Raw genomic sequence first — 24,344 nt, forward strand, 5'->3', positions numbered from 1 at the left:
TGAAGCACTTAGTGTAGACCAATGGTAGGTTGCTATAGTTAATTAAAAACAGCATCACTTTGTAAATTCTATATCTTTACCAAGTTGATAATTAGTCAATGCGCTAAATGAATAATAGAACAAACAAATACTTGATTGCAGCTTTACTGATTGGTATAGCGTTTCATGGGACGTCTATCTTTTTTACTTTAGAAACGACCTATGATGCCCTTATTCATTTATTTTTTGCCGATCATTATGCGAATAGTTGGTTTGAGCCTTGGAATTATAAATGGTATACAGGTTTTACGGTGATGAGCTATCCTCCTTTAGTGCATCAATCTATTGCAGCTTTATCACTAGTCGGAGGACTTAAGTTTGGTATGTTCACTGTGGCATTAATAGGAATCATTCTATTTATCACTGGTGTCTATAGATTTTCATTACTCATTACATCAAATAGAATTGTTGCAGGTTATGCTTCAATTCTAGCCGTATTTTCCTCTTCATTTGTTGAAACATTGCACATCTTTGGGCAATTGCCAAGTATTATTGGGATATCCATTTTAATGCATGCCTTACCCGAAATTTATTTATGGCTTAAAACGGGTAAAAGACGTTACCTTGCCACATCACTGTCTTTAATAGCGGTTACTGTAACTTCACATCATGTGACACCTATTTTTGGAATGGTATTTTTCATATTCCCACTTATCGGTATGGTTATTATGGATCATGCAAGGGAACAAGTTGATTCTATTAAAGCAGTTACTTTCAAACTATTTCTAAATAGTTTTTTTAAATTATTTAAACGCATTGTTGGCTTTGGTTTACTCTCATTATCGATAATTATTGGTTGTATACTTCCCTATTGGATTAATTCTAAAAACAATCCTATAACTCAAGTTCCAATACCTCATGGATCAAGGGATAATTTTATAGAAATCACCTCCTCTGGTTTAGTGTTCTTTTTAATTCCTTGGGGAATTTTACTTATTCTACTGCCTTATATTTTTTACAGGTTTTATTGCAAACGTTACTTATTTTTTGGGTTATCCATAACCATTCTTTTTATTCTCGGAACTGGCGGCACAACACCAATTCCAAGACTTGTTCTAGGTGAAACAGCTTTCAATATTTTAACCCTAGACCGTTTTACGCTTTGGGCTTCTATAATGTCCTTACCGTTGTTTGGCGAGTTTACCTATCGATTTGTACAAGGGGATTTAAAAACTCTTATTCAATCTAAGTTTGGAGCAGTTTATCATCGAATTGCAGGTGGTGTATTAGCAAGTCTATTTTTATTTATGACCGTTTTCACCATGAGTCTTGGTTATTTTAAACCTTCTCAGCCACAAAAAATAAAAACGCTGCCTATTGTTAATTTTCTCAATCAGGATCAGCATGATCAATGGCGCTACATGACTTTAGGTTTTGGTGATCAGATGGCGTGGTTATCTGCACAGACTAATGCGATGTCCGTAGATGGTAATTACCATTCAGCTAGACGACTACCAGAACTCACTACTAGGCCAATTGAGCGCTTAGAGAACTCAAAATTCAAAGGGGTTGAAGGCATTGGTTCCTTACAACAGTTTTTAACCACTCCAGAAAAATACAATTTAAAGTACATATTCTCTAACGATAAGTTTTATGACCCAATCTTATATTTCTGTGGTTGGCAACGTTTACGGCAACTCGAAAACGGTATTATGGTCTGGGAAAAACTAAATGTACCACCTTTATCATCTATACTTCCAAAAGAAGATGTTGGCACCTGGCAAAAATTACTCTGGGGAATTATCCCGTTTCTTACCGTATTAATTGCCTTTTTACTCAATGTACAAACCCTTTTAATTCATGGATTAAAAACGAAGGTTAAATCGTTGCCAGTTTATTTTAGTTTTAAAAATGAGTATTCTAAGTTTTCAAAGAATATATTAAAAATTACACATATTTGGTCTATTCTATTAGCACTAATTATCGGGTTTGGGCTATACCAATTCTATATTAAAAATGAATCGCATTACTCACCAGAAAATGCCATATTAGCTTACTACGACGCCTTAGATTTTAAAGAATTCGAAAAGGCACATGGATTAGTTAATCCTAAAAGCGATTTGTCTATTGCACAATTTATGTTAGAAATATCTGTTACTGACGGCTTACTCAGTTCTTATGCCAAGTTAGATGCTATCGATACGGAAATTATTAGCCAAACTGATTCTCTAGCGCGAGTTAAAGTAAATACCTTTTGGATTACACCTTTAGAAAAAATCAATAAGACCTATTACAAAGCATTAGTTAAAGTACATGGTAAATGGTATTTGGAGCCTGAAGATATTAATGCAGATTTACCTCCAGACCAACTATACGCGAGTAATACAACAAATTATTTCAATCAGGGCAGACGCAGAATAACCACAGAACAAACACATCATGAAGATGTATTAAAACAACCTGTGCTTGAAATTCTTTCTGCCAAACTTGTGAAGTTTCAAAATCACTATGCTATTGTTGGCGAAGTTCAGAATATAGACAACGTCCCTTCAGATGTGGTTTTAAAAGGTACCTTATATAATGACGATAACAAGGCATTGGCTACCTACAACGCAAAATATCATGTCAAACATAAATTAATGCCTAAAGAAGTGAGTTCATTTCGGATTAATTTTGAAGGTATTGCTTGGTCCAAGACAAAAGATGCTATTCCAAAAACCTTTAATCCAGATGAGTTTACACCTGTAGAATTTGAGGAGCAACCCACTAAATTTAATCTTCAGGCTGCGGGTAATGTTTCTGGATCGGATTTATTTAAAAGTACTACGGTTTCTATATCAGAAATTAATAACAAACATATCTCGGGAAGCCTATTTAATGGAGGTGCTGAAGAGGTTACTATTCCACAATTACTTGTATCTTATTATGACAACAAAGAAAACTTAATGTGGGTAGATCATTTGTTTGTAGATGGAGGTATTCGTCAACAGCGAAAACAGCCTTTTGAATATGGCGTATTAGATCTCAATACATTGCAAACTATTAATGACGACATGGCTAATTGTTTTGTTAATGGACTTCCAAATAAAGACATATCTAATAAGATAGTTAAAAATCGGATTATAAATCACACTAATGAAGAATTGCAAACCATAAATCATCACAACTATAAATATATAAAACTAGAGGTCAATACTTATATTGGTAATCCCAACTAATGTCAATAAAATACATATATAAAGTAATCAGTAGCCTTATACTTGTTATGTTAGGACTAAGTATGCCTGCAGCTGCAGATAAGGATAGCTATACTCTAATTTCAACAGCTAAAGCATATACAGCAGGCGATCCTATTTCTTTAGAATTTTCTTTTGAAGGTAATCCTGAAGTCGTCTTGTATTGCTCAAATAGTTATGGGTCCATTGTATTAAATCCAATAGTTGATAAGACTTTAAGATTTGAAATTCCAGAAATTCTATCAAACAAATCAGGCATTTTAAATTGGCAATTACAAGCAGCAAGCAAACGTCTTATTGGTCAGTTTACAATACTACCAAAAAAAGAAATTGAGACCATAGAAACCTACATAGGCCCTCCAAGTATAGAAGCCGGTGGAACAGATTATACCATGTTTGTTGCTATACCAACAGATGCCTTTGATAATCCTATGGCTGATAGCACAAAAGTTTCTGTTAAACATCAATTTTTAGAAACGCAGGACACTAGTCTTATTTATACGGAGCATGGCTTCAGTTATAAGAAAATATACTCCTATGAAAACAGTGGTCGTGTGCTTATAAGTTCCGAAAGCCTAGGACTAAATTCAAAGGAATTCGATGTCAATGTTATGCCCGCAATTCCAACAAATTTCAGTATTTCTGCTGATCGTATTCACAAGTATGCAGATGCTAATCAGATCACAACCTTCAAAACGTCAATCATTAGAGATCGTTTTGGTAATATTGTTAGTGATGGAACGTTCGTAACCTTCTTTATTACGAATAAAAGTGGATATATAGCGACAACCTCTGGTGCCACTATAGATGGTGTTGCTACAGCTAAAATGTTACATCCAGATCATGAGGAGCAATGGACTATTAAAGCCTATATTGAAGGTATGGCGAACAGTGATGCCATTGTTTTAAACTATGAACAAGCGGTTTCAGATTTTGAGGTTTCCTTCTCTGAAGACAAAAGGACAATTATTGTAGGACCGCTTCAGAGTTTTATGGAACAATACATTCCAGATGGTTTAGATGTGACAGTTAAGATTTACGAAAGCGGAAAATTAGCGCATCAAATTATGGCGCAAAGTCGAGATGGTTTCGCTACGGTTAAACTAAGTATAGACCGTTTTCCTAAAGGAATTTACACCATAGAAGTCAATACTGCTGGACTCTCAAAATCATTCACTGATATTAGCTATGATTAGTAACAGAACCCTATTACGAAGTATTATTTTAATAAGTTATGTCATTATTATAGCTCTGGTGATTTATGGTATTTCTGCTATTTTATCATATCTCAATACTGGAGCCGACCGCAGTAAAATGTTACATACGGAAGTCATGCAAATTGACCAATATTTACCAGAATTGACTTGGGCGCCTTTAACCAATAAGGGAAGACCGATGGGTGAGCAGACATTGAAGTCTATTGAAAATGATTATTTGGATGCCTGGTATGTTAAGCATGTTGCTTTTATGACAAATACTAGAGCTGGTATAGAGGACTATTATACAGAAAGTGCTCGAGAAAATATTTTCAATATCATTGCATTAAACACTGATCAAAACACCTCATTAGAAAGCACCACATTAGAACATCACCCTACACTCGAATTTTTTAGTGAAGACGGACAGATGGTAGTACTTACAGACCACGAGGTTCTTGAATACAAGCGTATTTTTAATAACGACAAATTAGTTGCGGAGGTACATGAGAAATCAACCTATAAAGTCACCTTGTTATTAGAAGATGGCTTTTGGAGAATACGACATTTGGTTAGAGTTAAGAGTGAGCCTTATAGCCCCCTGCATGGCAAAAAGGTTAATGAGGTTTCCAATATAAAAGGGATTAACTACTATCCGCAAGCGACTCCCTGGAACATGTTTGGTGATAATTTTGATGCTGATATTATCGCGTCAGATTTTAAATTAATTGCATCAAGTGGATTAAATAGTATAAGAATATTTGTGCCTTATGAGGGTTTTGGAAAATCTAGCGTTGAAAAAGACAAACTCTCACAACTCATAACATTATTAGACCTTGCAGAAACAGCAAATCTTAAAGTGATGGTCACGCTTTTTGATTTCTATGGTGATTATAATGTGTTAGATTGGACACTTACCCAACGTCATGCAAAAACAATCGTAAATGCCATAAAAAACCACAACGCTTTAGCATCTTGGGATATAAAAAACGAACCGGATTTAGATTTTGAATCGCGCGGAAAAGCATTGGTCACAGCATGGTTAGACAAGATGGTGGATTTCGTAAAGTCTCAAGATTTTAATCACGGAGTCACTATTGGTTGGTCTGATGCAGAAAGTAGCTTAATTTTAAAAGAGAAGTTAGATTTTGTGTCCTTTCATTATTATGAAGATGTAAGCCAATTAGCGAATACTTATAATGCTTTAAAAACTCAGATTGTTAAGAAGCCTATTGTGATTACGGAATTTGGAACCTCATCTTATAGCGGCTTATGGAATCCTTTCGGTAATTCCGAAGACGATCAGGCCGAATATCATAAATCCATGCAGAAGCTATTTTCAGAAAATAAAATTCAGTTTATGTCATGGACACTTTACGACTACACTGAAATACCAAAGGAAGTCGTAGGGCGATTTCCTTGGCGTAAAAATGCACAAAAGCATTTTGGTTTTATTGATAAAAATGGGATTAAGAAGGATTCTTTCGAATATATTTCTAAAGAATGATTTCTTGTGCTTGTTCAGTTTGCTTGGATGTGTTGACGCTTTTACTATCTATAATCCGATGAAATATTTCTAAATACATCTCAGCAATTTGTGACATCGGGTGTGCTGTAGCCGCTTTATAATTTTGCTTAGCCAATCGCAATCTATACGCTTCATTTACAACCAAAGCTTCAATAGCATTTGCTAAACTTCCTACACTATTTGGGTCAAAAAACTCGCCCAAATAACCTTCGTCCTTTACCAATAGTGATAAGTCACCCAAATCGGGCATGACTACTGCCTTGCCATAACTTCCTGCCTGATGTAACACACCTGAACTTCCAGTTGTAGAGGTATATGGAAAAACAACTACTGCACTTTCATTAAATAGCCCGGGTACTTCTTCTTCCTCTACATAACCCGTAAATCTCACTTGAGGTACATGTTTATAAGCTTCTTGAACCTTAGCTAAATATCCTGGTACATTTGGATTATCTGTGCCTGCTATAACAACCTCTAAATCTAAACCAGTAGATGCTCTCACCATTTCAACAGCTTCAATCATCCCTTCTACTTTTTTGTAAGTTCCAAATTTTCCAAAGGTCATTATTTGCATTGGTCCTTCTGGTAAAGTATAATCTGGTTCTTCTGGAATTTCGAATGTACCATGCGGAATCAATTTTACATTGGTAGCTCCATACTTATCCTCTAATATATCAACATACTTCTTCATTGTGACGGCCACTGTATCTGCCTGTAAAATGAGTCTTGTTAAAGTCGTTCCTATAAATCCATAGATACTTTGCATCAGCTTATTTGAAGTAAAACCAGCGCTTCCTAAATCTACTTCTTCAAGGATATTGTGTAATAAAACGATATTGGGAATCTTCTTCAATTTACACACTAAGGGTAACATTAAACCTAATGCAGCCGCTATTTTCTTATCACCAAACTTCATGAACTGCAAGTTGAACAATACTGAATCTGGTTGTGTTTGGCTGATAGCCTTAGTTACTGAAAATATATTCTTATAGCTATTAAATGACCAACATTCCTTCACAGTAATCCTACACCCTTCCTCAGCAAACTCAATATCTTTGGTCCCTTCAGTTCTGTCGGTTAATAAGATTAGCTCTGTTATGTTTTGGTTTTTTCTAAATTGTTTTACTAAATGGTAGGCATACTCATTTAAAGTGACTTTACTTGGTGGATATGCTGTGACAATTGCTAGTTTCATGATAATTTATTTTTAATTACAGTACAAATTTGGGGTTTTACATTTCTATTTACAGTTGTACTTCGTTAGGAGAACTTTTACTGTAGATGAATGGTTATTTCCTTTAGATTAAGCATTTTTTGGTTTCCTCGTTTCTAGCTTAAAAAAGCCCAATTGTATTACTAATAATAAAGCCATTGCTACAATTTGCATATGTACCACTTGCTCTAGTGATCCGTGATAAAATATAACTAATACCATTTGTAACATCCCGAAAATTCCCGAAATGATTACTGGTATATATTTATCTAAAGATAGATAGTAATAAGCAAAAATATTGGAGAACGCAAACATGGATGTGGCTATGGCATATTTCCATAACAACGGCGCCATGGCAAGGTATTCCTCTCCAAAAAGGATATGTATAATTAACTCAGGGAGACTTATACATGTCACTATAATGAGTGCTGATATTATAGCTATATACCCAACATATTTTAAGAGAATTGACGCGGTTTCTTTACCTTCTTTCTTTAATTCTACTACTGCAGGTAATAACAACATCACAAACATCCAAGCAATAAAATACACCATACGACCTATTAATGCTAGTGAGGCATATAGACCTGCTTCATAGGATTCAAAATAATGTTTAACCAATAAAATATCACTGTTGTTTATAACTATCTGTGTGAGCTCATAAAAAGCCGTTAGTAAAAAGAACTTTTTAATTTGATTACTATATTTTTCCTCTAAGGGTAAGATTTTTTTTAAGTTGAATTGTTTCACTTTAAACGGAAACAGTCCAAAACCAAAGGATAATAATATCCCTGCAGCAATAACCCAAGACGATGTAATATCAAACACCAAAATAATACCAATAGTAATAAGTAAACGACTAAGCATTTCACCTTGATAAGTAATGGATAAGGCTTTATAATCTTTTTTACCTTGAAAGGTCCCTCTGTTAACACTCATTAAAAAGTAAAGTGGTACTCCACAACCAAAAATCACAAACATTGATTTTGAAGTTGTATTAAATAACGCTTGCAGTTCTCCAGCAAAACAAATAATGGCTATCCCTAAAATAATACCAACTCCAAATGCGCGCTTATACACTTGAGTTATAAAACTTCCAAATACTGAATTCTCAAATAACACTGAAAACTTAGCTGTTACTAATTGAAATGTCATAGCAATAAAAGACAAGACCAACAGAAATGTAATAAGTACAGCAGCGTCTGCGAATGCTGTTGGCCCTAATACACGTCCCAAGATGAGATTGTATAAATAATTACCGCCATTAACGGCCAACACACTGACCATAAATATTTGCTCGGGTGTTAATTTTTTAGATTTTAATGTTGCTATTAATTGCATAATCCTTTTTGTTTTACGCTTCTGTTAAGCTGCTACTTTAAATTTTTTCCTTTTAGTGGTAATACTGCCACCATCACCAATAACATTAAACGACATGTTTGATGCTTCAGCATAGGTATACAAAGCTCTTAGAGTTAATAATCCATTAATATCAATAGAAGCTATATGTTGCAAATCAATAATAACTTCACCACAGGTATTTAATAGTATTTCACAATGGTTTTTTAACTGGTTTGCAGTCGTAGAATCAACTACACCTTCTACTGTAAATATGCCCTCGTTTTCTTTAATTGTAAGTGCCATAATTGTGTAATTTTTAAATGATTATTGGTTTGAATCTGACGCAAATATCTAGTGTATTTCCATGTATGAGCATTCTATTTCGACGGATGGTCGATTGGTGTAGATGAATGAAGCACAACCTGTCCGTAACTTGCAATTAGTTAAACAGACAGAGATGAAAACTTTAAAATCACTTTCTATTAGTATCCTTTTATTAGTTGTTTTTAGCACATCTGGTCAAAACATGCAAGAAGGATTTACGTATTTAGAAACGGGGAATTATGCACAAGCTGAAACCTTTTTCTATACTATATTAAAAAACTATCCTGATAGTAAAACAGCACGACTTTGCTATGGACGTGCTATAGGTCTTAATGGAAAGACACAAGAGGCAAATGATTTGTTCTCTGATTTACTTAAAGACTATCCAAATGATTTTGAAGTAAAGCTTAATTATGGAGAATCCTTGTTATGGAATAAAAACTTTGCAGATGCCAAAGTCTATTATAAAGGTTTAGTGACAGAAGAGCCAAAAAGCTTTGCGGCACTATTAGGTTTTGCTAATACGTTATCGAATCTGAAAGAATACGAGGATGCTATAATATATGTCAATAACGCTTTAGAAGTTTCACCAAGAAACCCAAATGCTATGACCTCTAAAAAGTATATCTATTTAGGGTATGCTTACCAAAACCAACAAGCTCAGAACTACGATAAAGCTGAAACACTTCTGACTAAAAATCTCGAAACCTTTGGTGACGATAAAGACACCTTATTAAATCTCGCCAATCTCTATTTAATATGGAATAAGCTTTACAATGCCGAAACCATGTATGGCAAATTGGGCAAACAACAAGAACACAAAACACTTGCATTAAACGGTTTGGCCTTAGTGGCACATTTATATGGAAAAGATAAAAATGCCTTGACCTTAAGTTCGCAGGCCAAAAAAAGCTTAACCGTTAATACAGATAAAACCACTGCACAACAAACATTAGAGCGTTACGTACAAGCCCTAATTTGGAATAAAAAATATAAAGCAGCCTCATCCTTAATTGACCAACTCATAAAGACTCACCCAAATCAAAACTGGGTACTGGCCTTAAGGGCCACTCTAAATATCTATAAAAGCAACTTTAAAGAAAGCTTAGCCGATTACAACCAAATCTTAGCCAACGACAGTACCTCTTTTGATGGTAATCTCGGAAAGGCAAATGTTTTAAAAGCCTTAGGACGTTTTGATGATGCATATGCTTCGGCAGAAAATACTTTATCATTTTACAACAACCAAAAAGATGCGGTTAACTTTATCAATAAGATGGATATAAGTTTTAGTCCAACACTAGAGTCTAAGGCGTCGCATACTTTTGATAATGGAAACAATAAGGCCTTTGCCTTTAACACCAATGTTGTTTATCCCTTATCGACTAAGTTGAGCTTACTAGGGAACTATAATTACAGAACGACTAATAATACCGTGACAGATAACAGTGCCAACTCTAAAGATTTATCTTTAGGACTAGCCTATCAAGTCATCCCAAATGTCACATTTAGAGGGACTGCAGGTATGACGACTGCAGATACAGAAAGCACCGATTACACACAACTCTTAACCCATGTATCCTTGACTATTAAGGCGTTTAAACTACAAACCCTTGATATTGGCTATAAGCGACAAGTAGAAAGTTTTAATGCAGATTTATTAGACCGTGAGCTAGTACAAAACAACTACTACGCTAATTATAATCTAGGAACTAACTTTAACTTAGGCTGGTTTACACAACTCATGCATACAACACAAAATGATGGTAATACCAGAAACTTGTTGTTTACCTCTGTGTATTATAATCTATTGCCTAAGCCAGCTTTAAAAGTTGGATTTAATTACCAGTACATTACCTTTAAAGATCAAGTGCCAACGATTTACTTTAGTCCAGAAAATTTTAATAATTACGAAGTCTTTGTAAATCTTATTAAAGATGAGGCTATTGCTAAACCTAACGAATGGTTTTACAATCTTACTGGTGCATTTGGTTACCAGATTATAGAGGATGACCCAAAACAAACCGCCTATAGATTACAAGGTGCTTTTGGCTACAAATTCTCTGAGCGTAGTTTATTAAATATTTATGGAACCCATAGTAATATTGCGGCTGCAACAGCTGCTGGGTTTACATTTACGGAAATTGGGTTGCGATTTAAGTGGGTGTTTTTAAAGAAAGCTTCCGTTAGAAGATAACGGTAATATGTCTATTCAGTTTTATGTTTAGATATCTAATTTAGCGATTAAATTATAGGTAGAGAATTTCGGCATAATTTTCACACGTTGGTAATGACCAAGCAATTAATTAATACATGGTCTAAGCCCTTAGGGTTTTACTTTACTATTAGTGAAATTTTATTTGTTCTTATGTAACGCAAATAGCATCAGACCAATTGATGCTCCTATAACCAATCCAATTCCCGCATTCCATATCGCGTATCCAAAAATCATACCTAATCCTGCTCCCGTTGCTATATACCATTTTTTATTTTTTTTCATTTGGATGGTCATTAGTTGTTGTTACTTATTCCTTTTCATGTCTTTAAAAGCTTGAATTATTACTTTTTTGCGTTTTGAAGGTCTCAGTTTTAATTGAAGTCTAAAGGTTAGTTCATTTTACCTTATGGCTCAGGTCTAAGCTAGGATTCCGTTGCGTTTAGCAGCGCGGCCTAACGCCAATTACGGTGTGCTTTATTATTCTAATCAGTAGCGAAGCTAGCTGGATGCTCGTAAAATTCATGCCTTTATTTTAGTTTAAATGTAGGAAATAATTTCCAGCTTATTGGAAACCAGCAATGCATTACAGTGTTATTGTCAGTAGTTTTTTATCTTTCGCTTAACCTAATCATTATCAGAAGTGAAATTCTTCGCTTCGCTCTATATAACACAAAACACAAAAGGCAAAAGCTTTCGCTCTTGCCTCATGAAAATTTGCTATCAATCTAGGTTAATTAATAATCAGTTTTAAAGGATTAATCTCGCACTGACCACTAATTAGTTTACAGAAGTAAAAGCCTTTGCTTAGATTATTTCTGTTAATGGTAATACTGTTTTGTCCAGTTACAGCTTTAAAACTTGTATGATAAACCTGCTTACCCAACTGGTCGTAAATTATGAATTGTATAGTTTCACCTAGTGCTAATGTAAAATCAATGGTAGTTTTAGTGGTCATTGGGTTTGGAAATGCTCTTAAAGCATGCGTGTTCTCCGTCACCTCATCTAAAGATAGCGCAGCGTCCTGTGATAATCTTAGGTTCTCTAAATTCATCATTTTAGAACTTGTATTGCCATCTTCTGAGACCATAGTAAATACTAAGGTCACGACATCATTGAGTTCTGGAATATCACCATATGCATTTTGAAAATCAGTAATAGCAATACTATAATCTTGCATGGTACTGCCTAGGGCAATCGTGGTTTTAAATTGTGCTTCCCAATTGGTTTCACTTTCTTTTACAAAGGTAATTTCTAAATTCCCCGTACCTTTGGCACTTAGCTTAAGGCTACTGTAACTTGTAAGATTCATAGCCTTAAATCTCGGTGTTAAGGCTCTGTACGCTGCCACATAGGTTTGGGTAGTGGCTCGTAACTCGACATTTCGCTCTATAGGGAAATCAGTTGTTTCAAACTCAAAACTATTTGGTGTTACATCGTAAAGTACTACTTCAGTTCCGTTTTGTGAAGCATCAATTCCCCAGGGTCCGTCAGACATAAACAAATCGTCTGGTGTAGCCGTACCATCACCAATCCTAAAGCCAATGTCAAACAAAGACCCGGTCTCCACCGTCAGATTGGTGATGTATTGCCCACCTAAGTTTAGAGTGCTGTTAAAGGTTTCAAAATCGCTGGTTTCTGTAGTTCTATAACCTGCATCTAATGTTACAGTATCTGTACCATTAGTGTTTACAATTTGCAAGTTTAAAGCTCCATTATCGTACTCTCCTTTTCTAACAAAAACTGTTGGTGGAGTTGAATTGTTATAGTCAGAAATTGGCTTTTCAATAGTCAATAAACTCAAAACTTCTTCTCCTAAAAGGTAGAGATCATCAACAGAGTTAGCCCATATTTGAAAATTGTAGAACGTGACATCACTTTGGTACTGATCGAGATTCCAATGGCTTTCTATAGCAAAGTTCTCATCATTGTTAATCACTTTTGCAGAAAAGCTTAAAACAAACTCATAGGTACCATCTATATTTCTGATAATGGATTTTATAAAGGGCTGTTCATTAATAGTCATGGTACTCACTGAAATCAATTGAGCACCTAAAAGTCTATCGCAGATGTACTTGGTATGTTCGTACACGCCATCTTCGGTTTTTAAAGCCAGGATGGTGGCAAAAGGAGTGTCTTGATTCATATAATCGACTGCATAAATATCTGTAGCATTAGTAATGTTAACTAGGTCTGCAGGCGTCGACTCAATAGCTTCTGTTTCTCCAATGACTTCTAAAGGAATGAAGTCTTGTATAGTAAACCCACTAGAGTTACGTTGTGCATATTGAAAGTTACGTGATACTCTAGGGGCCATTGTTCTATTAAAGGTATAGCCTGTTTTCGCTCTGTTAAAGTTACGCGCATTGATTTGCTCTGACAATCTATTGTTACTTTCTAGTCCGCCCTGGTTTCCTCCGGATGTCGGAGGTTCAATAACCTCACACAAACCAAAACCTGAACAGGATGGATCTTCACAATCTATTAATCCGTCACCATCATCATCAACCCCGTTATCACAAATTTCTTGTAGGACAGGTGCCGTAGGACATCGTGCTCCGTCATTACTGGCACTAGATGGTCCAAAAGCAAATAAGTTAGAATTCATATCTGCTGAAGTATTTACATTTTGTACTTCTTGGATCACATATATAGTTCCGGTTTGATTTGCTGACACATAAAAACGGCCATCAACATCAAAATAAACAGCGCCATAGGTGTAATTATTACCTGCCATAATTGGCACTTCACCTAAAGCCGTTACCACTCCATTTTCAGGGTTAATTCTGTATAAAATATTAGATCCTTTTTCAACAGTATATAGTTGACCGTCTACGGCATTAAAAGCCCAATCATGAATACTTATACTTTGCGATAAAGCTTCAGTAGCATTATGTTGAATATAATTTGGAGACTCAGGATCTAAATCTATTTTGTAATATGTTGTTCCACCTCCTTTAAGGTAATATATACCATCTGCACTTACATCGCCAATATATCTATTGCTATCTGGAAGTTCTGGTACATTATAAACCGTAGTTGTAAAATTTTTTCCAATTCTAACAATGTCCTTAGAATTTTTTAGTGATCCCCAAATAAAGCCATCTGCAGGATTATATGCAGCAGCATTAATTGATTCTTCCGTAACATCCTCAGCAACCAGATACGAATTACCAGAGGCTAAATCTATAGCAAAGACATCATTGTACTGAAATAAGTAAGCATTATAGTCGCAGTTAAATGGAATATCTTCCTGACCATAAATGTTAGAAATAAAGGCAAAAACAGCCATTAGTAGAAGTTGACTTTTAAAAGCGTAAAGTTGAAGTTTCATTCTGTTTCATTTTAAATTCTGAAACAAAACTACTTTGATTAATAAGTCTTTTTAGAGATTTTCGCTCGATGAAAAGTCGACAACGTTATAAATCCATTTAGTGTCGGTGAATGGTTTTTAGAGCAGATTAAGCCGTTTCATTAATTCTGGACGATTAGAACGGCTTACAGGTATAACGTCCCTTTTTATAAGCACACTATTGTCCTCAATATCAATAATCTTATCGACATTAATAATGTAAGAGCGATGGACCTTTAAAAATAAAGTATCTGGAAGCTTGTCTTCGATTTTCTTTAAGGTTGAATGTACCGTATAATTTTTTTCTTCAGTTTTTACCTGTATATAGTCTCCTTTCGCTTCTACCAAATATATACTGGGAATATCAATCTTAATAAGACGTCTATCTATATTGACATACAAGTCATTACCAGAACTGGTTTCTACTTTATTTGAATCCCCTTCTGGAACCGACACCTTTTGTACAGATTCTGCTTTTTGAATAGCTCTTTGAAAACGCTCTGGCGTAATGGGTTTTACAAGATAGTCCACTATACAATCGTATTCAAATGCTTGGATGGCAAAGTTAGGATCTGATGTTGTCAAAATAATTTTGGGTGGATTTTTTAAGGTCTCAATAAAGTCGAAACCTGTAAAATCTGGCATGTGAATATCTAAGAAGATAAGATCAACTTCATTCTGATTTAAGTATTTGATAGCCTGAATTGCATTAGGGAACTCTTCTACTACATTTAAACTTGGAACTGATGCGCATAACTGCCCAATAATAGCTCTTGCAGTAGCCTCATCGTCAATAATAATACAATTCATAAATTAGGATTATAAGGTCTCTAAAAAATCGGTCATGAGTTGTAAAACAGATTCAAATTCATCTTTACCATTAGTGCTCTTTTCTATAAGGTTATTCTCATACTGAACCGCTAACTCATAACTTTTAACGAGCCCTAAAATACTGATTTTATGCTTAAGTTTATGTACGATTTCTGCGGTAGCTTTAAAATTTTTAGCCGTTATATTATCAAAATATACATTTTTCTCTAGTGGAAACTCTACTTTTATAATACTGATTAACTTTTGCTCAAAAGCCTTGTCTCCACCAGACATACTTTGAATATATGATAAGTTAGGCTGTTCCATATTTACTTTTTTATTGTAAAGTAGAATGTAGTTTGTTGCCCTGGAACTGATTCTAACCAAATTTTACCATTATGGGATTCAATAATCTTTTTTACGATTGAAAGGCCGATCCCTGAAGATTCTCTACTCTTTTTTAGTGAATGAAATATTTTAAATATTTTTTCATGATATTTCTTATCAATCCCTATACCGTTATCTTTTACAGAAAATTGATAGAACGAATTTTTATTAGCGTAATCAATCTCAATAATTCCCTGTTCTTTATCGTTATAACGTATGGCATTTCCGATTAAATTCTGAAACACTTGTTGGAGCATCGTTGCATCGCCTACTACATTAGGTAGTGGTTTTTTAATATCTATATTGATATGTGATGGAATATGCATAGATGGTAAAAGTTCTTCTAAAATTTTACTTAAATCTATATTTTCCTTTTTAGACTTATCTGCTCCTACACTTGAATAGTTTAAAATATCTGATATGAGTTGCTCCATTTTTTCGAGGGTACTTTCTATAAGCCCAATATTCTGCATGCTCGCCTCATCTAATTTATCTTTATTGTCCTCCCTCAACCAGTTTACAAGGGCGTTGATACTGCGTAAAGGTGATTTTAAATCATGTGAGACGATATGGGCATATTCTTGCAATTCATTATTGGTGGCCTCAAGATCCTTAACTAATGCCTCTTTCTGTTTTTGAAGATTCTTTATATCTGTAATGTCTAAATGAATTCCTATAGAACCTGTAACTTCACCATTTAGATTATAGTTAGGTGCACCACTCACCAACCAATTCCTAATCTCACCATCCTTGCGTTTTGCCTTAATCTCATAGGAGTTAGACATCCCTTTAGTTCTGTCCTTATTTTCTTTTTTTATTGTCTTTTTATCCTTTTCTAAAGGAAATATTTGACCTGCTATTTTACCAATTAGTTCATCTTCTGAGTACCCGGACATTTCTGCAAAACTATTATTAATCATTAGAATTTCGTCATCAAGGCTAACCTCAATAAGGCCTAAATTCATATTGGCAATAATGCTACTGTATTTTTGTTTCTGTGCCTCTAAACTTTGTCTGTATTTTTTATTTAGAGTGACATCTTTATAAGTCCATAGATGACCTTTGTATACACTATTTTTAAAAATAGGAATATAATCACGCTCCAATATGGTTCCATCTGCCATCTTAATTTCTTCAGCTAAAACCGTTGTCTTGTTTTTTAATATTTTGTCAATTCCTGCTACAAAGTTTTCAGGATGATCAAAAAGAAATTTGCTTTGTTCTGCAGCACCTGTACAATCTTGCCCAATCAGCATGTTTGGATCTACCGGAATCTGAAAGAACTCACAGAATTTCTTATTGGTAACAACTATTTTACGATGCTCATCTTCAAGTAATACACCGCTATCTAAATTTAAAATAAGCGTGGATAATCTGTTTTCGGATTCTATAAGTTGCTCTTCTGCTTTTTTCCGTTCCCTTAAGTCAATTGCACTTTTTAGTTGAAGTGCCACTATGCTTGCTATGTTATTAAGCATTTGTAGCTGTTTAACATTGAAGAAACTCTCATTTTCGTTTTCAGAATCGATGACACCAATAACTTTATCACCAAGTATAATAGGCACTGTAATTTCAGACCTACAGTCTGCTATATCTCTAACATAGCGTTCGTCTTGCGATGTGTCATTAACAATTTCGGCTTTCCCTGATTTTGCCACTGCACCAACAATACCTTCTCCTTCTTTTAAAACAATTTTATTTACGAGTTGGCTATTGTCATCAAGTTTTTCGCCATAAGCAGAAATTTGCTCTAGGGTATTATCACTTTGGTGGTAGAGGTAAATAACACAATCATTTGACTGAAGATACTTGGCTATTTTGTCAGTAATTTGATAAGCAATCTCATACAAATCGAATTTGCCTAAAATAGATTGCGCAATATCATTAATTACTTCAACTACTAATTCTTTTTCTTTGGCGGAAGTAATATCTCTTATGATTCCCTGTGCTGCAACGGCTACTTCTTTATCATAGATAACACTTGCATTGATGTGTACCATTTTTTTCTCACCCTTCCGTGTGACTATTTCTATTTCAAAATCAGTTAAGGTACCATCTTTTATAAGCGTTTTAAAAGCATCGGAAACGCTCTTATAAGCTTCTGGCAAGACCATTTGATTGAGATTAAAATCTACTTTGGTATCCTCAAAATCAAGTAAATTGGCCGCTGCGTTATTCATTTTAAGAATATTACCAGATAAATCCATAATAACGTATGAATCTACAATATTCTCAAAAACACCTTGTAATTGGGAATCTTTTCTGGTAAGTAGCGATTCTAAATCTTTATTTAGTCTTTCTAATTGAGTATTAGCCTCGAAAAGTTCAGTAGACTTTTCTTCGAGAATTTTTTCGGCTTGTCGTCTCGCTGTTCTTTCGCGCTCTAGCGCTCGCTTTAATATGCCAATTTCATCCTGCCCCATTAATGTCTTTCGATAACAAACTTTACTTCTGTACCAGCATCATTGAGCTTTTCTACATGAACTGACCCTTTTACATTGAATAGTTTAAAAGTTTCGTCCATCAAACCTTTACCAAGCATATATAATGCTCTGTCAGATTTATAGATCATGGTCATATGCTTATCGTGACGTTCTACCATCTCAAATGTCGGTAATTGCGCTTCGGGATATATTTTCTGTACTTCGATATGGATATGGTTTTCAATAGAGGCCAAAAACTCCATAGGATCATCATAATGGTCAATAAGATTAGGATGTAATCTTACTAAAACCTTAAATAAATGTTGTGAATACACTATGAGTAAGTCATCAATTGCTATATCGGTATTTTTACTAAGATTGGATACCAATCCCAGCATTTCTGAAAAGTCGTAAGTTCCAATAGACGTATAAACTCCACCAGAATCAAGGTTAGATTGCGTAATAATCTTATCTACCATTTCTAGACCAAACTTTTCTTCTACAAGGTCTAAGAATTCCGTAAAAATAAATCCCTTCATTTAATTAGTTATTAGTTCGTTAATGCTCCAATAATCTAAAATTTTTGAAACCTTAGTTACATACTCTTCATATTTCAATGGTTTTAATACATAACCAGAAACGCCTATTTTAAAACATTCTTTCAAGTCTTTTTGGTTGTTGGATGTGGTTAAAATTACGGTTGGAATATACCTTAAATCATCATCGTTTTTTAAGATACTTAAAAATTCAATACCGTTTAATTTTGGCATGTTTAAATCTAATAAAATTATATCTGGTAGTTCGTTTTTATTCTGAAGAATTTGAAGTGCCTCTTCACCATTATTGGCTTCGACAATATGGTGGGTAAGATGCAATGAACTTATGGCTCTGTTTAATTTCATAACCTCAATCATATCATCTTCTATGAGTAGTATGTTCAATTTTTCTTTCATTAGGGATTTATTAAAGAAAGAAAAATACAACAAGGAAGTGCTAATGCCTTTATATTTCGCTAGAGTGATGTCAAGTGTAGTTGAATGACCAAAAAGTGTCGACGAATGGAAATACAGGTCTTTTTAAGTTATACCAGATGCAAAAAGCAGGCTTTCCTATTTCTATCGCTATCAAGAGAAACAGTACTTAATAGAGAGGATTATCTTCAGTTACTTTCCGATACAATATTTAACTACCCTTGTATTCATTAGTGCTATTGTATTTAGGCAACAAATAGCATACAAAAAATGGATAATAAGAGAAGATTAGTAACAACTATTAATAAATAGAGCAACAAATATAGCATAAAAAAAAACCGCTCGATTAGAGCGGTTTCCAAATAAAAACACCAAGCATTAATTAGCTGTACCAGAGCCTAAATAAATACTGTTTGATACTTGACTACCATCAGCAGAAATAAAAGCCATAAATAGCTCTACTGTATCTCCTGCATAAGTTGTTGGGATTGGAATAATTTGAGAACCTACTGTTCTGTCTGCTCCATCAAGTAAAGAAATAGATTCCTTTTTTGATGGATTGTAAACCAATAACATCGCCTTGTCAGTAGCATTTGCGTTACCTTCAGCAGAGTTGTCATCCCAACCAAACGCTACTTCTCCAGCAGTTGCTAAATCAGTCGTTGGGTTTAGCACACCAGATAAACCTCCTCGACTTACTAAAGCGTTTGGATAGTCAATAACAAAGTTAGGTTCAGTACCTGTAATCGCATTATTCAATACATACGACATTGCAGCATTAAATTCTGTTTTCTTAACAGCTAACCCTTTATATCCTAACTTAATAAAAGGCTTTACAGCCTGTAAAAATTCTAAAGTGGCAGTAAACTTGGTTCTTTGGTTTACTTGACCAACAGTTCTTGGATTGGCTACACTTGAAGGTTTAATTCTAATGTAATCAATTCCTTTCCAGCTTCCACCGATAACGTTACCAACCTTACCTGAAAGACCTCCTAAAATACCTTGAGCAATTTTACCCATAACATAAATAATTTAAATGAAACATAATTTTCTTCGGACTTGGTACGGACTTAACACGAAGTTGTACCTTCCGCTGAAATATATGGCAAGTTTTATGCTATTCCTTTGATATGGATTTTGTTGCTTTAGATTGCTTCTTTTTGCATTTTAGAAAATAAACTTTGAATATATGATACTTTCAAATCTGCCATTTTTGAAATGATTTTATGAAGCTCCTTTTCCTTTTTATTAATTGCTGACACAATATTAATATGTTTTTGCAACTGAATTGCATCATAAAACAATGAGCTGTAGCTGTTTTTCAAAGTGTTCCTACAATCATCTATTGAAATAAACGGAATAACACTACCTTTTAAATAGTAAGCGTAAAAACCGCCTATTTGCAACATCATAGATAAGTGAAAAAGTGTGTGTTTTACCTCTTCTGTTGTAGTAGTGACAACGAAACAGTTAGCACAGGATTTTAAGAGTGGTTTTCCGCTGTTTAGACCTTTGTTTAGAATGAAAAAATGAGGGTTCGAGTAAGTTTTTCCGACTTGGTGTGTTTTTAGTTCAAAAGTTGACATAGCTATCCAATTTAAAATTGCTTCGCTACGCTTCGCGCCATTATTTTTTTTGAAAAGAAAAAAGATAGCCATAGTTGTTGTGGCGTGGGTAAGGCTGTCAAGGTTTTTGGATAAAAGTTTTTTGAGTTGAATGTCTAAATCAAAAGAAAAAGGGTCTTGAAAAAAGTTTTATTCAAAACCCGTAGGGCTTGACCTTTATAGCCTTGTGCGGTTGGCAGAGGCAGCCACATATATTTGCCATCTTTTTTTATTTTAGTATTTCAAATTTGTTTAAACTTGATTCAATTTACTTTTAACTTTTCTGGGGAATTAACACTTAAAAAAATAGGTTTCAGTTCGTATTTGAACGTTGGATTAAGCGTTTGTATATGTAGCGTTTTAAATAGTTGTTTGATAAAACAGCATTTAAATAAGCTACTTATACAGGATTTTTAGACAATAGCTTATAACTTTTTTGAGGCACGATAAAAAGTAATGTGCTATGGCGCACTACAAAATATTGTAAACCTATTTTTTTATATCCTATTTCTTGGGTGGTGGGGAAAAGTGGTCTTTAATATTTGTTAACGAAATGAGACAAACAAAGACTTGAGGTAAGGAATACTTGGACTTAACGATGGTTTTGTGCAGTTGAATGAGATAACGAATATTATAATAAATTAACGTTACCCTTTGAATGTTCGACTGTTTAATGTTTGTTCAAAATGTAGTTAGAAGTTCGGATGTGAGCGTTGGATGAGCGGATATTTTACATAATAGCAGTTATAGCGACGAAAATATAATAAAACGCCCTAGGCAACCATTGAAAGGATTTTTGCTCCTATAACTTCTATTATGTAACATAGCTTGGGATTGGTTTTGTGGCGTAATAATTGTTTGAGCGTTGGCAATGGCTCTTTGCTTTTTTATTGTACCAATTTATTAAAATGGATACTTTTAAATAAAATAAGCAATGTGCTATTATAGCGTTGGCTACAAGTATTATGACATAAAACCAATTATGCATTGGCGCGCGGAACAACACAAAAGACAGAGGATTTTGAGGTACGAAAAAACTGGGTTTTGGGTTGTGGGGAATAAAAAAGAGCCTTCCGAAAAAGACTCTTTCATTATTGCTTAATGGTCGTGATTTGAATGGTCATCACTTTTTTCTTCACCAGATTGATTCATCATCATTTCGTGGTCGTATTTACAACAACCTGGTAAACCATCATATGCTTCTTCATCACCTGCTACTTTTTCGGTATCATATCCTGAAGCTGCGATTGCTTTATGGATTGCCATTGCATCGGTTTTTGTATCATCAAAAGACACATCAATCTTCTTTTTATCGACATCCCAATTAGCACTTGCAACACCTTCAACACCGTTAGCTGCTTTTTCGATAGTGTTTTTACACATTCCGCAATTTCCTCTTACACCAAAAGACAGGTCTGTCATTGCCATATCTTTAGACATTTCAGTAGTTGTGGTTTCTGTTTCTTTTTTGGTTTCGTTTTTACAACTTGTTAAACCTAATGCTGCTATTACAGCGATACTTAAAATTACTCTCTTCATTGTTTAAAATTTAATTGTTATTACTCTATTACTTGTTTTACTTCACCACAGGTTAGCATTGCTTCGCCAAAGTATGGGTTGATTACTTTTTCTTCTTTGCTCAACCAATAGGCCCCTTTATTGTTATCTGCCATTGGGCAAAACTGTACAAATAACTTATCATTCATTTCGTCAAAGTTTCTGACCATCTCAATAATCGTATCTGAAACAATTTGAAACTGTTTGCGTTGGTGCTCCAAACTCACATTTTCATTTATCCCTTTAGATGTTTTGTGTAAAATTGACCAATAATTATGAGTTTGTTCCCTTTGTTTTACTGGTATTTCTTCTAATGCTTTTCTAAATGCTTCACTTTTGGCAGAAGCTAAAAAAGTATCAGATTGAATTAATGCATCTTTCAAATTGATATAAGCATTAATTACAGGTAGAAATGATTTCTCTACATTTCTATTAAAATCGATTTTTTCTGTCACCTTATCCATACCCAAATGACCTTCGTGACCTGTCATTACTTTTCCACCATCCTTATTCATCATCGACTTTTTTCCTTGTAATTGTGCTGCTGCATCAACCGTAAATGTACCGTTAGTCACTATTTCATTTCCAACAAATAAACCTTCTACAACTTCATATTCATTACCAATTTGATTGCCTAATTTAATTTCACGCATTTCAAAAATAGGTTGGTCTGGATTTGTTTTAAGGTACACCACAGAACGTTCACCTGTCCATAACACAGAAGATGCAGGAATTGTTAATACTTCGTCATTTTTAGCTGTACTGCCTTCAATATTTGCGGTTACAAACATTCCTGGTTTAAATACATCGTCCTTATTGCTTAAAACAACACGTAAGGTTACAGTTCTTGTTTTCGTGTTTAAAACTGGGTCAATGAAATCAACTTTACCTTTAAACTCTTTATTAGGATAAGCATTGGTTTTTATCATCACTTCCTGTCCTTTTTTAAAGCGGTCAATCTGATTTTCATACACATCAAAGTTTCCCCAAACTGTGTTGAGATTGGCAATTTTTAATAAGGGTTGTCCTTGTTTGATGTAATCGCCTTGCTCTACCAATTTTTCTGTAACAGTACCCGAAACGGTTGCATACACAGGAAAGTTTTCTTTTACTTTTCCTGTTTCTTCAATCTGATTGATTTGATTTTCAGAGAGCTTCCATAATTTCAGTTTATTACGGACTGCTTTGTATAAAGCAGGTTGTGATTCTTTTAAAGATGCTGCTGTAATTAATTCTTGTTGTGCTGCATAGAGTTCTGGCGAATAAATGGTTGCCAATAATTGACCTTTACCAACTTCTTCGCCTGTAAAACTCACATTCAAACGTTCAATTCTTCCAGCGAAATAACTTACCTGTACTGCATTTGCTTCTTCGTTTTCAGCAATTTTACCAGATAATTTGATAGTATTGCCTTCAACATTGCCTTTACCAACAATAGATGTTTGAATATTAGCTAAAGCCATTGCGTTTTCAGTCAATTTGAATTGGTCTGCTAACAAGCCATCACTTCCATTTTCTGCAGGAATTAAATCCATTCCACAAATAGGACAATCGCCTGGTTCTGGTTGCATAATTTGTGGATGCATAGAACACGTCCATAGTTGATTAGTTGCTGCAACCGCATCGTGATTATGGTCTGTTCCTTCTTTTGATGAGCCACCAAAAAGCAACCAACCCAATAACACACCTACTACGAGTATGCCAATATATATGACTATTTTATTATTTTTCATTCTCTAATCGTTTTATCATTGCTTTCATTTCTTCTATTTCTTTACGTTGTGCTTTTATAATGTCTTCTGCTAATTTCTTAACTTCTGGGTCTTGAATATCTGCTCTTTCACTTGTTAAAATAGCGATAGAATGATGTGGTATCATTGCTTTCATCCAAAGGACATCACCAATAATTGGTGCTTGTGTTCTCACCAACCCTAATGCACCTACAAACAGAATAAAACTACCTGCGAGTATGGCGATATTCTTCTTTTTGTCGTTATACATTTTTCGCATAAAAAACCACATTATTACTGCCATTGTTGAAATTCCTAAACACGTCATATAGAATCGTGTTAAACTAAACCATACGTGGTCTATGGAATAGGTGTTTAAATACATTGTGATGTACATTGCTACAAATGAGCAAGCCAACATTATAAAGAAGGTTTTGTAATTTGCTTTGTTTGAGTGTTCTTTTGAATTTCCCATATT

Annotated in this window: 19 protein-coding genes; 4 read left to right on the forward strand and 15 right to left on the reverse strand. The window is 34.4% G+C overall.

Annotated elements, in window-relative coordinates; genetic code table 11:
* The first annotated feature begins 107 nt into the window (after positions 1-107).
* The 3 genes from J4050_RS06510 to J4050_RS06520 are packed head-to-tail and all read left to right on the forward strand — an operon-like array spanning position 108 to position 5,918.
* A complete protein-coding gene (locus tag J4050_RS06510) occupies positions 108-3,197 on the forward strand; it encodes a putative glycosyltransferase family protein (protein WP_208153514.1) in 3,090 nt (1,029 codons plus the stop codon).
* Positions 3,197-4,411: a hypothetical protein gene (locus J4050_RS06515; RefSeq protein WP_208153516.1), complete on the forward strand. Its 1,215-nt coding sequence runs from the start codon at positions 3,197-3,199 to the stop codon at positions 4,409-4,411. The genes J4050_RS06510 and J4050_RS06515 overlap by 1 nt, the downstream gene beginning before the upstream one ends.
* Complete coding sequence (locus J4050_RS06520) at positions 4,404-5,918, forward strand: glycoside hydrolase family 2 TIM barrel-domain containing protein (RefSeq protein WP_208153518.1); 1,515 nt, start codon at positions 4,404-4,406, stop codon at positions 5,916-5,918. Before J4050_RS06515 ends, J4050_RS06520 begins: the two co-directional genes overlap by 8 nt.
* Here the strand turns inward: J4050_RS06520 and J4050_RS06525 are convergent.
* The 3 genes from J4050_RS06525 to J4050_RS06535 all read right to left on the reverse strand — a co-directional run bounded on the left by J4050_RS06525 (position 5,908) and on the right by J4050_RS06535 (position 8,796).
* Positions 5,908-7,134, reverse strand: a complete 1,227-nt coding sequence (locus tag J4050_RS06525) for a glycosyltransferase (protein ID WP_208153520.1) — start codon at positions 7,132-7,134, stop codon at positions 5,908-5,910. The two genes, J4050_RS06520 and J4050_RS06525, sit on opposite strands and share 11 nt — an antisense overlap.
* A 108-nt stretch (positions 7,135-7,242) precedes the next feature.
* Positions 7,243-8,493 (reverse strand): oligosaccharide flippase family protein, encoded by a 1,251-nt coding sequence (locus J4050_RS06530; RefSeq protein ID WP_208153522.1) that lies wholly within the window; start codon positions 8,491-8,493, stop codon positions 7,243-7,245.
* Positions 8,494-8,517: 24 nt separating this feature from the next.
* A complete protein-coding gene (locus J4050_RS06535) occupies positions 8,518-8,796 on the reverse strand; it encodes an STAS domain-containing protein (RefSeq protein ID WP_208153524.1) in 279 nt (92 codons plus the stop codon).
* A gap of 154 nt (positions 8,797-8,950) precedes the next feature.
* Here J4050_RS06535 and J4050_RS06540 point away from each other — a divergent pair, with 154 nt between their 5' ends.
* Positions 8,951-11,014, forward strand: a complete 2,064-nt coding sequence (locus J4050_RS06540; RefSeq protein WP_208153526.1) for a tetratricopeptide repeat protein — start codon at positions 8,951-8,953, stop codon at positions 11,012-11,014.
* A 159-nt stretch (positions 11,015-11,173) separates the two neighbouring features.
* Here J4050_RS06540 and J4050_RS06545 read toward each other — a convergent pair whose 3' ends face one another.
* The 12 genes from J4050_RS06545 to J4050_RS06600 all read right to left on the reverse strand — a co-directional run bounded on the left by J4050_RS06545 (position 11,174) and on the right by J4050_RS06600 (position 24,341).
* Positions 11,174-11,329: a hypothetical protein gene (locus tag J4050_RS06545; RefSeq protein WP_208153528.1), complete on the reverse strand. Its 156-nt coding sequence runs from the start codon at positions 11,327-11,329 to the stop codon at positions 11,174-11,176.
* 436 nt (positions 11,330-11,765) lie between these two features.
* Entirely contained in the window at positions 11,766-14,366 is a 2,601-nt protein-coding gene (locus J4050_RS06550) for a T9SS type A sorting domain-containing protein (protein ID WP_208153530.1), read from the reverse strand.
* A gap of 117 nt (positions 14,367-14,483) precedes the next feature.
* The gene (locus J4050_RS06555; RefSeq protein ID WP_208153532.1) at positions 14,484-15,194 is read right to left on the reverse strand and encodes a LytR/AlgR family response regulator transcription factor; all 711 of its coding nucleotides are present in this window, start codon (positions 15,192-15,194) and stop codon (positions 14,484-14,486) included.
* A 9-nt stretch (positions 15,195-15,203) separates the two neighbouring features.
* Positions 15,204-15,521, reverse strand: a complete 318-nt coding sequence (locus J4050_RS06560; RefSeq protein ID WP_208153534.1) for an Hpt domain-containing protein — start codon at positions 15,519-15,521, stop codon at positions 15,204-15,206.
* Between the two features lie 2 nt (positions 15,522-15,523).
* Positions 15,524-18,004: a PAS domain S-box protein gene (locus J4050_RS06565; RefSeq protein WP_208153536.1), complete on the reverse strand. Its 2,481-nt coding sequence runs from the start codon at positions 18,002-18,004 to the stop codon at positions 15,524-15,526.
* Positions 18,004-18,543, reverse strand: a complete 540-nt coding sequence (locus tag J4050_RS06570) for a heme NO-binding domain-containing protein (RefSeq protein ID WP_208153538.1) — start codon at positions 18,541-18,543, stop codon at positions 18,004-18,006. The genes J4050_RS06565 and J4050_RS06570 overlap by 1 nt, the downstream gene beginning before the upstream one ends.
* On the reverse strand, positions 18,544-18,957 hold the full coding sequence (locus J4050_RS06575; RefSeq protein WP_208153540.1) for a response regulator: 414 nt from the start codon (positions 18,955-18,957) through the stop codon (positions 18,544-18,546).
* A 396-nt stretch (positions 18,958-19,353) separates the two neighbouring features.
* Positions 19,354-19,995 (reverse strand): DUF6266 family protein, encoded by a 642-nt coding sequence (locus J4050_RS06580; RefSeq protein ID WP_208153542.1) that lies wholly within the window; start codon positions 19,993-19,995, stop codon positions 19,354-19,356.
* A gap of 125 nt (positions 19,996-20,120) precedes the next feature.
* Positions 20,121-20,633 (reverse strand): DUF6943 family protein, encoded by a 513-nt coding sequence (locus J4050_RS06585; RefSeq protein ID WP_243878570.1) that lies wholly within the window; start codon positions 20,631-20,633, stop codon positions 20,121-20,123.
* Between the two features lie 1,044 nt (positions 20,634-21,677).
* Complete coding sequence (locus tag J4050_RS06590) at positions 21,678-22,118, reverse strand: heavy-metal-associated domain-containing protein (protein ID WP_208153543.1); 441 nt, start codon at positions 22,116-22,118, stop codon at positions 21,678-21,680.
* Positions 22,119-22,138: 20 nt separating this feature from the next.
* Positions 22,139-23,869, reverse strand: a complete 1,731-nt coding sequence (locus J4050_RS06595; RefSeq protein ID WP_208153544.1) for an efflux RND transporter periplasmic adaptor subunit — start codon at positions 23,867-23,869, stop codon at positions 22,139-22,141.
* Positions 23,859-24,341 carry a DUF305 domain-containing protein gene (locus J4050_RS06600; RefSeq protein WP_208153545.1) on the reverse strand — a complete coding sequence of 161 codons (483 nt, stop codon included), beginning with the start codon at positions 24,339-24,341 and terminating at the stop codon, positions 23,859-23,861. Before J4050_RS06600 ends, J4050_RS06595 begins: the two co-directional genes overlap by 11 nt.
* Positions 24,342-24,344: the final 3 nt, after the last annotated feature.

Origin of the sequence: Winogradskyella pelagia, from assembly GCF_017581965.1 — a bacterium.
In the GTDB taxonomy this organism is placed as follows: domain Bacteria; phylum Bacteroidota; class Bacteroidia; order Flavobacteriales; family Flavobacteriaceae; genus Winogradskyella; species Winogradskyella pelagia.

Bases quoted from the DNA above. Each gene is read 5' to 3' on its own strand.
- J4050_RS06510 (WP_208153514.1), top strand. From the start codon at position 108: ATGAATAATAGAACAAACAAATACTTGATTGCAGCTTTACTGATTGGT.
- J4050_RS06515 (WP_208153516.1), top strand. From the start codon at position 3,197: ATGTCAATAAAATACATATATAAAGTAATCAGTAGCCTTATACTTGTT.
- J4050_RS06520 (WP_208153518.1), top strand. From the start codon at position 4,404: ATGATTAGTAACAGAACCCTATTACGAAGTATTATTTTAATAAGTTAT.
- J4050_RS06525 (WP_208153520.1), bottom strand. From the start codon at position 7,134: ATGAAACTAGCAATTGTCACAGCATATCCACCAAGTAAAGTCACTTTA.
- J4050_RS06530 (WP_208153522.1), bottom strand. From the start codon at position 8,493: ATGCAATTAATAGCAACATTAAAATCTAAAAAATTAACACCCGAGCAA.
- J4050_RS06535 (WP_208153524.1), bottom strand. From the start codon at position 8,796: ATGGCACTTACAATTAAAGAAAACGAGGGCATATTTACAGTAGAAGGT.
- J4050_RS06540 (WP_208153526.1), top strand. From the start codon at position 8,951: ATGAAAACTTTAAAATCACTTTCTATTAGTATCCTTTTATTAGTTGTT.
- J4050_RS06545 (WP_208153528.1), bottom strand. From the start codon at position 11,329: ATGACCATCCAAATGAAAAAAAATAAAAAATGGTATATAGCAACGGGA.
- J4050_RS06550 (WP_208153530.1), bottom strand. From the start codon at position 14,366: ATGAAACTTCAACTTTACGCTTTTAAAAGTCAACTTCTACTAATGGCT.
- J4050_RS06555 (WP_208153532.1), bottom strand. From the start codon at position 15,194: ATGAATTGTATTATTATTGACGATGAGGCTACTGCAAGAGCTATTATT.
- J4050_RS06560 (WP_208153534.1), bottom strand. From the start codon at position 15,521: ATGGAACAGCCTAACTTATCATATATTCAAAGTATGTCTGGTGGAGAC.
- J4050_RS06565 (WP_208153536.1), bottom strand. From the start codon at position 18,004: ATGGGGCAGGATGAAATTGGCATATTAAAGCGAGCGCTAGAGCGCGAA.
- J4050_RS06570 (WP_208153538.1), bottom strand. From the start codon at position 18,543: ATGAAGGGATTTATTTTTACGGAATTCTTAGACCTTGTAGAAGAAAAG.
- J4050_RS06575 (WP_208153540.1), bottom strand. From the start codon at position 18,957: ATGAAAGAAAAATTGAACATACTACTCATAGAAGATGATATGATTGAG.
- J4050_RS06580 (WP_208153542.1), bottom strand. From the start codon at position 19,995: ATGGGTAAAATTGCTCAAGGTATTTTAGGAGGTCTTTCAGGTAAGGTT.
- J4050_RS06585 (WP_243878570.1), bottom strand. From the start codon at position 20,633: ATGGCTATCTTTTTTCTTTTCAAAAAAAATAATGGCGCGAAGCGTAGC.
- J4050_RS06590 (WP_208153543.1), bottom strand. From the start codon at position 22,118: ATGAAGAGAGTAATTTTAAGTATCGCTGTAATAGCAGCATTAGGTTTA.
- J4050_RS06595 (WP_208153544.1), bottom strand. From the start codon at position 23,869: ATGAAAAATAATAAAATAGTCATATATATTGGCATACTCGTAGTAGGT.
- J4050_RS06600 (WP_208153545.1), bottom strand. From the start codon at position 24,341: ATGGGAAATTCAAAAGAACACTCAAACAAAGCAAATTACAAAACCTTC.